The sequence below is a fragment of the uncultured Amnibacterium sp. genome, from assembly GCF_964244015.1.
GTDB lineage: Bacteria > Actinomycetota > Actinomycetes > Actinomycetales > Microbacteriaceae > Amnibacterium.
Window position 1 is genome coordinate 1 of the sequence record NZ_CAXTHO010000101.1, and the last position, 11,187, is coordinate 11,187.

9 protein-coding genes and 1 pseudogene are annotated in these 11,187 nt (G+C 73.0%); 7 read left to right on the forward strand and 3 right to left on the reverse strand.

What is annotated here, in order from left to right; genetic code table 11:
• A pseudogene (locus ACFE67_RS11385) lies at nucleotides 1-680 on the reverse strand (hypothetical protein); the annotation flags it as partial.
• A gap of 111 nt (nucleotides 681-791) precedes the next feature.
• Between ACFE67_RS11385 and ACFE67_RS11390 the strand changes: the two are divergent.
• Nucleotides 792-2,174 carry an MFS transporter gene (locus tag ACFE67_RS11390; RefSeq protein ID WP_375406995.1) on the forward strand — a complete coding sequence of 461 codons (1,383 nt, stop codon included), beginning with the start codon at nucleotides 792-794 and terminating at the stop codon, nucleotides 2,172-2,174.
• A 3-nt stretch (nucleotides 2,175-2,177) separates the two neighbouring features.
• Here the strand turns inward: ACFE67_RS11390 and ACFE67_RS11395 are convergent, their stop codons facing one another.
• Nucleotides 2,178-3,671 (reverse strand): CHAD domain-containing protein, encoded by a 1,494-nt coding sequence (locus ACFE67_RS11395; protein WP_375406996.1) that lies wholly within the window; start codon nucleotides 3,669-3,671, stop codon nucleotides 2,178-2,180.
• Nucleotides 3,672-3,706: 35 nt separating this feature from the next.
• On the opposite strand from ACFE67_RS11395, the gene ACFE67_RS11400 reads away from it, so the two are divergent.
• The 5 genes from ACFE67_RS11400 (at nucleotide 3,707) to ACFE67_RS11420 (ending at nucleotide 9,103) form a co-directional block, all read left to right on the forward strand.
• Nucleotides 3,707-4,636, forward strand: coding sequence for an aldo/keto reductase (locus ACFE67_RS11400; RefSeq protein ID WP_375406997.1), 930 nt, complete (start codon nucleotides 3,707-3,709; stop codon nucleotides 4,634-4,636).
• Nucleotides 4,637-4,639: 3 nt separating this feature from the next.
• On the forward strand, nucleotides 4,640-5,029 hold the full coding sequence (locus ACFE67_RS11405; protein WP_375406998.1) for a DUF3253 domain-containing protein: 390 nt from the start codon (nucleotides 4,640-4,642) through the stop codon (nucleotides 5,027-5,029).
• Between the two features lie 162 nt (nucleotides 5,030-5,191).
• Nucleotides 5,192-5,719, forward strand: coding sequence for a DNA translocase FtsK (locus ACFE67_RS11410; protein ID WP_375406999.1), 528 nt, complete (start codon nucleotides 5,192-5,194; stop codon nucleotides 5,717-5,719).
• A gap of 237 nt (nucleotides 5,720-5,956) precedes the next feature.
• Nucleotides 5,957-6,643, forward strand: a complete 687-nt coding sequence (locus ACFE67_RS11415; RefSeq protein ID WP_375407000.1) for a DNA translocase FtsK — start codon at nucleotides 5,957-5,959, stop codon at nucleotides 6,641-6,643.
• Between the two features lie 126 nt (nucleotides 6,644-6,769).
• Entirely contained in the window at nucleotides 6,770-9,103 is a 2,334-nt protein-coding gene (locus ACFE67_RS11420) for a transglycosylase domain-containing protein (protein ID WP_375407001.1), read from the forward strand.
• Nucleotides 9,104-9,169: 66 nt separating this feature from the next.
• Here ACFE67_RS11420 and ACFE67_RS11425 read toward each other — a convergent pair whose 3' ends face one another.
• The gene (locus ACFE67_RS11425; protein ID WP_375407002.1) at nucleotides 9,170-10,687 is read right to left on the reverse strand and encodes a protein kinase; all 1,518 of its coding nucleotides are present in this window, start codon (nucleotides 10,685-10,687) and stop codon (nucleotides 9,170-9,172) included.
• 165 nt (nucleotides 10,688-10,852) lie between these two features.
• Between ACFE67_RS11425 and ACFE67_RS11430 the strand changes: the two genes are divergently transcribed.
• A partial coding sequence (locus tag ACFE67_RS11430; protein ID WP_375407003.1) for a hypothetical protein occupies nucleotides 10,853-11,187 on the forward strand: 335 nt, incomplete at its 3' end.

The following is an 11,187-nucleotide window of genomic DNA, read 5'->3' on the forward strand; positions in this document are numbered from 1 at the left end:
CCGATCGCCTCCTGGAACCCGCGGAGGAACACCGCGCCGAGCAGCACGATCAGCAGCAGCGTGATCGGGATGTTCGCGCTGTGCAACGCCGCCGGCATCAGGGGGTTCTCGACCGCGTGCGCGGCGGCGTCCGCCGCCGACAGCGTGATCGTGATGATGAACGCGGTGCCGGCGAAGCCCAGCAGCACGAGGACGAGGACCTTGCCGGCCCACCACGGCAGCAGCCGCTCGAGCATCGCGATCGAGCCCTCGCCGCGGAAGCTCTCGCTCGCGACCCGGCGGTAGACCGGCAGAGCGCCGAACAGGGTCAGCGCGACGAGCACGAGGGTCGCGACGGGGGAGATGAACCCCGCGGCGATCGCGGCGATGGCGGGCTGGTAGCCGAGGCTGGAGAAGTAGTCGACGCCGGTCAGGCACATCACCCGCAGCCAGTTGTGCGTGACCTCCGGCTCGCCGTGCGGTCCTGGATGCGATCCAGCGGTCTCCGCGCCCTGCAGCGCCCAGCTGCGGAACCGGCCGCTCCTCGCGGCGCGCTGCGGCGAGCAGGCGTCGGGGACCTGCCGCTGGTCGGGCAGCCCGTCCTTGCCCGCGGCCCAGGCCTGCAGGTCGATCGCGCCGCTGTCCTGCGGCTTCGCGGCCCCGCCGGGTTCGGGTGCGGAGGTCGAAGCCTGCTCGGTCATCCGTCTCTCTCCAGTGGCCGTCGCGGTGGCGTGGACCCGCGCAAGTGTATGGCCGCATCGCGGGATCGCTGCGACCGGTTGCGTCGGCGCGGCCCCCGCGATACTGGGCCCGTGACGGCGACGGATCTCTCCGGTCCGGCGCTGCAGCGCCGGATGCTGGCGGCTGCCGTGCTCGCCTCGTTCGTGTCGTTCCTGGACGGCTCGATCACGACCATCGCGCTGCCGGCGATCGAGCGCGATCTCGGCGGCGGCGTGGTGACGCAGGAGTGGGTGGTCGCCGGCTACCTCCTGACCCTGTCGGCGTTCATCCTGCTGTCCGGCGCGGTGTCCGACGCGTTCGGGCGGCTCAGGGTGCTGCGGATCGCGCTCGTCGCGTTCGTCGCGACGAGCGTGCTGTGCGCGCTCGCGCCGACCGCCGGGGTGCTGATCGTCGCCCGGCTGCTGCAGGGGGTCGCGGGCGCGCTGCTGGTCCCCGGCTCGCTCGGGCTGATCATCGCCGTCTTCTCCGGACCGGCGCAGGCGAAGGCGATCGGCTCGTGGACGGCCTGGACCAGCGTGTCGAGCCTGTTCGGCCCGGTCGCGGGCGGCCTGCTCGTCGATTCGCTCGGCTGGCGGAGCGTGTTCCTGGTCGGCCTGATCCCGGCGGCGGGCTCGATGCTGCTGCTCGGCCGCGTCCGGGACGAGGCGCGGGTCGGGGCGCGAGCCGGCATCGACGTGCCCGCGGCGGCGCTCGCGGCGGTGGGACTCGGGCTGCTCACCGTCGCTCTGATCGAGATCGGCGGGGGAGCGCATGCGGTCGTGCCGATCGGCCCGGCGGTCGCGCTCGGCGCCGCGGGACTGCTCGTCCTCGGCGGCTTCCTCCTCCGGAACCGCCGCTCGCGGCATCCGCTCGTCCCGCCCGCGCTGTTCGCGGCGCGGAACTTCAGCGCGGGCAACGCGGCGACCCTGTTCGTGTACGGCGGGCTGGGGCTCGGCTTCCTCGTGCTGCCGCTGTACCTGCAGCAGGTCCTGCACCTGCCCGCCTCGCTCGCGGCGCTCGTCGGGCTGCCCGCCACCGTCCTGCTGATCCTGCTGTCCGGGCGCTTCGGGGCCCTCGCCGGGCGGTTCGGACCCCGGCGCTTCATGACGGCGGGCCCGCTCGTCGCGGCGGCAGGGGCACTCGGGTGGACGCTGACCGGGCTCGGCACCCTGCAGGTCGTGGTCGCCGCGGCCGGGATGGTCGTCCTCGGGCTCGGGATCGCGATGACCGTCGCACCGCTCACCTCCGCGGTCCTGGGCGCCGTCCCCGAGTCGGAGAGCGGCATCGGCTCCGCCGTGAACAACGCCGTCGCGCGGGTCGCCGGGCTGATCACGACCGCCTGCGCGGGCCTGATCCTCGGCGGCGCCGTCGATCAGGCCGGCTTCGTCCGGGCCGCCGCGGTCGCCGCGATCCTGCTGGTCGTGGGCGGCGCGGTGTCCTTCGCCCGCATCCGCGACCCCGCGCCCGACTCCTGAGGCTCAGGACAGATGGCGGACGGCGCGCTCGGCGTCCCGACGGAGGCTCGACAGGCGGCGGCGGCCGCGCTCGGCGATCAGGCCGAGGGCGTACGCGTTGTCGCCGGCGGCGGTGAGCCGTGCGGAGGCGGCCGGCAGGCCGTCGAGGACCAGCGCGAGATCGCGGTGCTCGCCGAGCACGTCCTGCGCGCGCTCCTGCCGCGTCGCCGTCCTCGTCCGCCTCGAGCCCGACTGCACGACGCCCGCGGCGACGGCCTCCTCCACCACGAAGCGGGCCCGCTTCGCCGCCTTCCTGCCGCGGTGCATCGCGTCGAGGTCGCCGTCCAGCGCATGCCGGGTGCGCCGCCTGGCCCGTCGCACGGTCCGGTCGACCTCCGCGGTCAGCGCCTTCGGCTTCTCGCCGACGAGCGGCCCGTCGGGGTCGAATGCCTCCAGCTCGGCGAGCACCGCCAGCACCGCATCGGTGCCGAGACGGTCGACCAGCGCCGTCGTCTCGGCGCCCTGCCGCGCCAGCGGCTCGTCCACGAGCAGCGCGCGCGCCGCGGCGAGTCCCGGGGTGGCGGCGGGCAGCTCCACGAGCAGCCCGCGCGCGACGCCGGCCGCCACGAGCGGGTCCCGGACCGTCCCGAGCAGCCGCCCCAGCTCGCCGAGCCGCTCGCGCAGCGCCCGCCCCGCCGGCCCGGCCACGTGCTCGAGCGCCAGGACGGACCGAGCGCGACGGATCGTCTTCCGCATCCCGTGCACGGTCGCGCCGTCCGGGTCGCCGTCGAGGGCGAGCGACTGGATGCCCCGGTGCAGCTCCTCCGCGTGGCCCGCGATGAGCCCGGCGAGCACCGATCCGGCGGTCCTCGGCAGGTCGGCGGGCCGGGCGGCTCGGCTGGCGTCGGCGCCCACGAGGCCGAGCGCCTGGGCGATCTTCGCCGGGCTCGCCGACGGCGCGGCGCCGGAGCCGACCAGCGCTGCGTGCACCCGGCCCAGCAGCGCCGCGCAGGCCGCGGAGTCCTCCGCCTGCTCCGCCTCCCACTCCCGCCAGGAGCGCACGACGCCTGCGGCGACGTCGGTGGCGGTGACGTGGTCGTCGACGACCTCGACCCCGCCTCCCGCGTCGTCGCGCACGACGACGGCGTGCCGCTCGGTGCGGATCCGCGCGATGGGCGTCAGCGGACGACCGCGCACCCGGGAGCGCAGCGCCGCCTCGAAGGAGGCGGGGAACGCGTCCGGATCCCATTCGTCGATCGGGGCGTGCAGCTCCACCCGGCCGACCGTGCCGCGCAGCTTCACGTGCCAGCCGGCGTCGTGACCGCCGGTCCGCCTCCTGACCGCGATGCCCGCGGCCAGGAGCGTGCGGTCGGCGGTGTCGACGTAGACGGCGTCGAGCAGCGCGACGGGCTGCGCCTCGGCGGACACGACGCGATCCAGCGTGTGCAGCGGCGGCAGCACCGCCCGATCGGTCACCTCGTACTTCCGCTCGATCTCGATCGATCTCGACACACTCACAGGACCCATCCTGCCCCGGAGGCAGAATCGGTGCTGTGACTGCGCTCGATCTCGGCTCCGTGGTGCTCGGCGGCAACGTGTTCGGCTGGACGACCGATCGCGACGAGGGGTTCAGGATCCTCGACGCGTTCGTCGACGGCGGCGGCCGCGCGATCGACACCGCCGACTCGTACGTCGCCTGGATCCCCGGGAACTCCGGAGGGGAGTCCGAGACGATCATCGGCGAGTGGCTGGCCGCGTCGAAGCGCCGCGACGACGTCGTCATCGCCACGAAGGTGGGGGCGCTCGCGACGCGGCAGGGTCTCTCGGCCGCGAACATCACCTCGGCGGCGGAGGACTCGCTGCGCCGCCTCGGCACCGACCGGATCGACCTGTACTTCGCGCACCGCGATGACGAGGACACCCCGCAGGAGGAGGTGCTCGCCGCGTTCGACCGGCTCGTGCAGGCCGGCAAGGTGCGCGAGCTCGGCGCCTCCAACTTCGCGCCGGATCGGCTGCGGTCCGCCGCCGCGATCGCCGCCCGGGAGGGACTGACGCCGTTCACGGTGGCGCAGGACCTGTGGAGCCTCGTCGAGCGCGCGGTGGAGATCGAGCTGGTACCGACGCTCGAGCAGCTCGACATCGCCGAGACCCCCTACTCGTCGCTGGCGAGCGGCTTCCTCACCGGGAAGTACCGCGCCGGGACCAGTATCGACTCGGCCCGGGCGGGGAAGGCCGGCGGCTACCTCGACGACCCGCGGAACCTCGACCTGCTGGCGGCGCTCGACGACGTCGCCGCCGACCACGGCGTGTCCGTGACCGCGGTCTCCCTCGCGTGGCTCGCCGCACAGCGCACCGTCGCCGCACCGATCGCGAGCGCTCGCACGGTGGAGCAGCTCGCCGACCTGCTCGAGGCCGGGCGCGTCCGGCTCACGGAGCGGGACGTCGCGCTGCTCTCCGCCGCCACGGAGCCGGTCGCGGCCTGAGTCGTGGGACGCAACCGCTCGCTCGCCGGAGCCCCCGAGGAGAAGACCTGCGCCGTCTGCGGGCGGCGCATCGAGTGGCGGGCGAAGTGGGCCGACGACTGGGCGGCGGTCCGGTACTGCAGCGACGCCTGCCGCAGGGCGGGGCTGACCGACGCCGACCGTGCGCTCGAGCGCGACATCCTCGCGATGCTCGAGCAGCGGGCCGCATCGGCGACGATCTGCCCCTCCGACGTCGCGCGGGCGACCGCGGACGACTGGCGGCCGCTGATGGAGCCGGTCCGCCGCGCCGCGCGACGCCTGGTCGCCGCCGGCGAGGTCGAGATCCTGCAGCACGGCAGCGTCGTCGACCCCTCCACGGCGAAGGGCCCGATCCGCATCCGCCGCGTGCGCTGACCGGGCGTCCCCGCTCTGGGGGCATGCCACTCCGCGCCGCGGATCGCCCGTCCGTCGATGCTGGACGAGCTGGAGGAGGGCGCGGTCGAGGCGCCCTCGCCGAGCGCAGCACGCTGCGCCGCAGAGGCGGCGGCGCAGCCATGGACACTGAGGGGGCGGACCGTGGTTGTTCTGACGGAGATACGGCGTGCTCTGCCGACGGTGCAGGACGAGCCGGAGGAGACCCGGCTCCGCCGCGCAGCGCTGGTCGGGGCGGGCGCGTTCGCGCTCATCCTGGTCGCGTTCTGGGTGTGGTGGCCCGCCGGGGTGGCCCTCGGGCTCGTCGCCGGCTCCTTCGTGGTGCTGCGGGTGGGGCGCGCGATGCACGCCGCCGCGCTGACCGAGGCCGTCGGCGGTCTGCACGACCTCTCGGACGAGGAGGACATCCGCGAGGAGTTCCGCAACCTCCGCATGCGGCTCGGCGACGACTGGCCGGTGTTCCGCAGGGCCGCGGTGCTCGTCACGCAGGCGCAGTGGGCTTCGGTCGCGGGGCTGCAGCGCGAGCTGCGGATCAGCACCGGCGCGGCGCAGCACATCATGGGCCAGCTGGAGCGGGAGGGCTTCGTGGGGCCGTCGCGCGGGACCCGCGCCAGGGTCGTCCGGCTCGCCAGGGAGCGCTCGCCGGAGCTGGAGCGCCTCCTGCACCTCTGACCGCTGTTCGTGCACAGCGCCCGGAGGATCCGGGGCAGGTCCGTATCGAGTGGGTAACGAATCGCCGAGAGACGTGCACGAACGTGCCGAGCGCGTGGGTCCAGGCGCATCCGTCGGGGAGAATGACACCCTTGTGACGACGACCCGTCGTCCGCCCACCGGCGAGGTGCCGATCCCTCGAAGCGCGTGGGTCGCGTCGTGCAGCAGCGCCCGCTGTGCCCGAACCGAGGAACATCCGTGCCGTCAGCCCTCTCCGTCGTCCGCCCCGCAGCAGCGGCGGTGGCGCTCCTCGCCGCCGTCGCCGTGACCGCGGTGGTGCTCTACGCCTACTGGCCGGCCGGCGTCGCCGTGGGCCTGGTGCTCGGCGCTGGGGCCGTCGTCGCAGTCGGCGCGCGGATGGAGCTGGACGACCGCCTCCACCCGGCCGACGAGGATCTCGAGGCGCGCCTCGGCATCGTCCGTGAGCCGCGGCCGGCTGCTGCACCGAGCGCCGAGGCACCCGCCGTCGAAGCCGTCGCGACGCTGCCGTCACAACCCGACGTCCTGTACTTCACCTCCGACGACGACCCCGATGCCGCCGAGGCCCGCGTGGTGGTCGCTGCCGACCCGGGCGCTGCAGACCCGGGCGCTGCCGACTCAGGCGCCGTGGACCCGGTGCGCGCCGACCTCGGCACCCTGAAGGCCGAGCTCGGCGAGGGCTACCGCGACTTCGCGCGGGCCGCGCAGCTCGTCGTCTCGACCCAGTACGCGTCCGCCGCCCGGCTGCAGCGCGATCTCGGCCTGCCGTACTCGCGTGCCCGCCGCCTGCTCGCCGACCTCGAGCACCAGCACTTCGTCGGCCCGGCCACCGGATCGCTGCCCCGCCAGGTGCTGATGCCGAAGGAGCGGCTGCCCGAGGTGGAGGCGCTGCTCGCGGAGGTCTGACGCGCCCCTCGCGGCTGCTCGCTCCGAGGTCCGTTTCGTGAAGTCCGTCCTGTGAAGTCCGTATCGGAACCACCCGGTCCGCCTGTCACGACCACCGGGAGCCCGATGCCTTCGTACGATTCTCCGATGCCCTCCCGAACCCGTGCCGGCTCGGCCGTCTCCGCGTTCTTCGGCATGCTCGCCATCGCGGTGGTCGCCGGTGTCATGGTCGCCGTCGCAGTGACCCCGGCGATCGCGCTGACCGGCACCACGGCCAAGAACGGGCTGGGCCTCTTCGAGGAGCTGCCGGGGGACCTGAAGATCTCGGCCCTCGATCAGAAGACCGAGATCTACGCGAAGAGCGGCGACAAGAACGTGCTGATCGCCTCCTTCTACGCGCAGAACCGGCAGGTCGTCACCTGGAACGAGATCTCGCAGGCCGCGAAGGACGCCGCCGTCGCCGGTGAGGACGTCCGGTTCTACGACCACGGCGGCGTCGACCCGCTCGGCATCGTCCGCGCCACGGTCGCGAACCTCGCCGGCGAGGACCTGCAGGGCGCCTCCACGATCACGCAGCAGTACGTGAAGAACGTCTGCGTGCAGGAGGCCGAGAACCAGTCGAGCCAGAAGGCGGTCGACGCCGCCTACGCGGTCTGCACCGACGCCTCCGTCGGCCGCAAGCTGAAGGAGGCGCGGTACGCGATCGCGCTGGAGAAGAAGTACTCGAAGGACCAGATCCTGCTCGGCTATCTGAACATCGCCGGCTTCGGCGGCCGCATCTACGGCATCGAGTCGGCGGCCGAGTACTACTACGACACCACCGCGGCGAAGCTCACCATCGCGCAGGCCGCGAGCCTGATGGCGATCGTCAACAACCCGCAGTACCTGCGGCTGGACGACGGGGACAACTTCGCGCGCAACAAGGACCGCCGCGACTACATCCTCGACGTGGAGCTGAAGAACACGCTCATCTCGCAGGCCGAGTACACCGAAGCCGTCGCGACGCCGATCGAGCCGAAGATCACGGCGACGAAGACCGGGTGCGAAGCGGCCGGTGTGGCCGGCTTCTTCTGCGACTACGTCTACCAGACGGTGCTGTCCGACGACGCCTTCGGCAAGGACAAGACGACGCGGCTGGCGAACCTCGAGCGCTCGGGCTGGAAGATCTACACGACGCTCGATCTCGGTGTGGAGAAGAAGGCCAAGGCGGCGATGAGCGCGTCCGTCCCGAAGACGTCGACATTCAATGTCGGGGGCGCAGCCGTGTCGGTGGAGGTGGGCACCGGTCGGATCATCTCGATGGTCACGAACAAGGCCTTCAGTTACACGAAGGGCGGAGGCTCCAGCTCCATCAACTACGCCGCCGACTTCACGCTCGGCGGCAGCGGCGGGTTCCAGCCCGGCTCCACGTTCAAGGTCTTCACGCTGCTCGACTGGCTGAAATCCAGCCGCACGCTGAACCAGGTCGTCGACTCGAACCCTGGGACGGTGTCGGACTTCACCGCGTGCGGGAAGCCGTACGCAGGACAGCCCTACACGTACGGGAACGACACGGCAAGCGAAGGCGGCTACCACAGTGTGTTGGACGGCACGGCGCTGTCGATCAACGGCACCTTCGTGCACATGGCGCAGCAGCTCGACCTCTGCGACATCCAGGACCTCGCCGACGGGTTCGGCGTGAAGTCGATCCGGGGCAACAACGACCCGCAGAACTACGCGTCCTTCATCATCGGCGGCGCCTACACCGTGTCACCCGTGTCGATCGCGGCCGCGTACGCCGGCATCGCGAACGAGGGGAAGTACTGCAGCCCGGTAGCGATCGACAAGGTCGTGAAGACCGACGGGTCGGAACTCGCCGTACCGAAGACGAGCTGCACCCAGGTGGTGAGCCCGGAGGTCGCCAACGCCGCCGTGTATGCCTTGCGCGGGGTGTTCCAGGGCGGAACCGCGGGCGGTGACAACACCCCGGACGGCATCTACGAGTTCGGCAAGACCGGGACGACCGACGACGCCGTGCAGACCTGGATGACCGGCTCGACGTCGAAGGTCGCGACATCGGTCTGGGTCGGCAACGTGACGGGGATGACGAACCTCCGCCAGACGACCTTCCCGAGCCGGTGCTACACGAGCGGGAAGGGGCAGGCGGCGGTCGCGCGGCACTGCGTCTGGAAAGCGGTCCAGACCGCGGTGAACGAGCAGTACGGCGGCGCGACCACGTGGACAGAACCCGATCCCCAGTACCTGTACGGCGGATCGGCGACGACCAGCACCGACCCGACGGGCGCAGTCCCGGACGTGACGGGGCAGTCGCTCGCCGACGCGGAAGCGGCCTTGGTCGCCGCCGGCTACACCTGGGCGCTGAACGGCACGACGGCCTCGGCGCAGACCGCCGGCACCGTCGCGAGCACGACGCCTGCGGCCGGGACCGCAGCGGCGGCGGGCTCGCAGGTCACGATCCAGACGAGCGACGGCACCGGCTGAGCGGGATTCTGTTCACGGATCCGGGGATCCGGAACCCCGTGTCCGTGAACACGACCGGCGGAGGTCTCAGGCGGCGGAGACGGACGCCTGGGGGACGTCGGTCGGCGGGCTGCTGTCGGTACTCGCCGGGGTGCTGTCGATGCCCGTCGGGGTGGTGCTCGCCGGGGTGCTGCTCGTCGGGTCCTCGGGGGTCGATTCGACGGGAGCCGGGTCGGTCGTCGTCGGGTCGACGGACTCGGATTCGGTCGGCGTCGGCGTGCTGCTCGGCGTCGTCGGCGCCGTGGTGCTGATGGTCGGGGTGGGCTTCGGTGAGCTCGTCGTCGGCGTCGGGGTCGGCGTGCTCGAGGTGCTCGGCTTCGTCGCCGGACCGGCGAGGCCCACGAGCGGAGCGACGTCCGCCTGCTGCTCCTTCGGGGCGACGGGCTGCGTCGACGCGACCTTCGGCACCCCGCTCGTCTGACCGGCGACCGCAGGACTGGTGAGGTCCGCCGCCGCGCTGATCGCGACCCCGGTGACCGCGGCGGCCAGCGCTGCTGCGGAGACCGCGAGCACGGTCGGGAACTGTCGCCGCGACCTCCGGCTCGCCACCGGTACCGGGCCGCTGAGCGGCATGCCACGGCTCGGCGTGAAGAGCGGCTCCTGCGGCAGGGTGGCATCCCCGGATCGCGGGGGCAGCGCGGCCGCTCTGAAGCCCGCGACCGGCGTCGGCGCGGTCTGCGCCGCGTCCGGAGCGGTCACCTGGCCGACCAGCAGCTCGCGGAGTGCCGCGGCGACATCGCCGGCGGGCGGCCGAAGCGCCGGGTCGAGCGCGGTCATCCTGGACAGCAGGTCCGCGAGGGCGGGGGAGGCGTCCTCCGGCAGGGTGGGCGGGCGGTTCAGCCGCGCGATCGCCGCCTCCGCCGCAGGGCCGGGGAACGCCCGCTTGCCGGTGAGCGCCTCCAGCAGCACGAGGCCGAGCGAGTAGACGTCGCTCGCGGGGCGCGGCGCAGCACCCCGCACCTGCTCGGGGCTGAGGTAGGCGGCGGTGCCGAGGATCGAGTCCGGCCCGGTCAGGCGGGCGCCGTCGACCAGCTGAGCGATGCCGAAGTCGGTCAGCTTCGCGGCGACGGCGGTCGAGGCGGAGGGCGCGGCGGTGGGCACGAGGATGTTCGCCGGCTTCACGTCCCGGTGCACCACGCCTCGGGCGTGCAGGACCGCGAGCGCGCTCGCGACGTCGGCCACGATGCGGCGGGCGAAATCGGCGGACAGCGCACCACGAGCGCGGTGCAGCAGCGCGCCGAGGTCGTCGCCGACCACCAGCTCCATGACGAGGAAGGCACCGAAGACGCCGTCGCCGTTCGAGGCGTCGAGCACGGCGACGACGGAGGGGTGGTTGACGGCGGCGAGCAGGCGCATCTCCTGCGTCGTGCGCTGCGGGTCGACCGCCTCCGCGAAGCCGCCGCGGAAGACCTTGATCGCGACGGGGCGCTGGAGGCGCCGGTCCATGCCGCGGTAGACGGTCGCCATGCCGCCACGCCCGAGCTCCGACTGGATCTCGTACCGCCCGGCGAGGACGTCGCCCGGCCCCGGATCGCGCTCAGCCATGACGGTGATCGCGAGGCTGGGTGGGCACGGCTCCATTCTTTCGGACGGAACGGTTCCCGTCAGCCCCGAGCGGTCACGGATCACGACCTTGTCGGCGTGGCGCGGGATGCGTGCCGTAGATATCTACGACGCCCAGTGTCAGAGGCACGATGTAGACTCATATCCATGTTCGATATGCAGGATGCGGGGTGGGATCCGGGCGAGCCGCCGTGGGACGTGGAGGAGGATCCGCCGCGCACCCCGCTGCCGGAGGTGCCCGAGTGGCTGCTGTCGTCGCCGTGGGTGCCGGACGAGGACGACGCGTGGTATCTCGAGGAAGCCTTGGCGATGATGGACCCGGCGGAACGGTTCGAGTTCGAGTACGGCCGGCCGGCGACGCCGGAGCAGTTGGTCATCTTCGGGAACACGTCCCAGGAGGCGGCGCTGTCGGCGCAGGGTCTCGCGGTGCAGGCGGCGAGGATGCGGACCATCGCGGAAGCGCACCGCGTGCACGCCCTCCT

Coding starts and splice junctions, on each gene's coding strand:
- ACFE67_RS11420 (WP_375407001.1), top strand. CDS start 6,770: ATGCCCTCCCGAACCCGTGCCGGCTCGGCCGTCTCCGCGTTCTTCGGC.
- ACFE67_RS11425 (WP_375407002.1), bottom strand. CDS start 10,687: ATGGCTGAGCGCGATCCGGGGCCGGGCGACGTCCTCGCCGGGCGGTAC.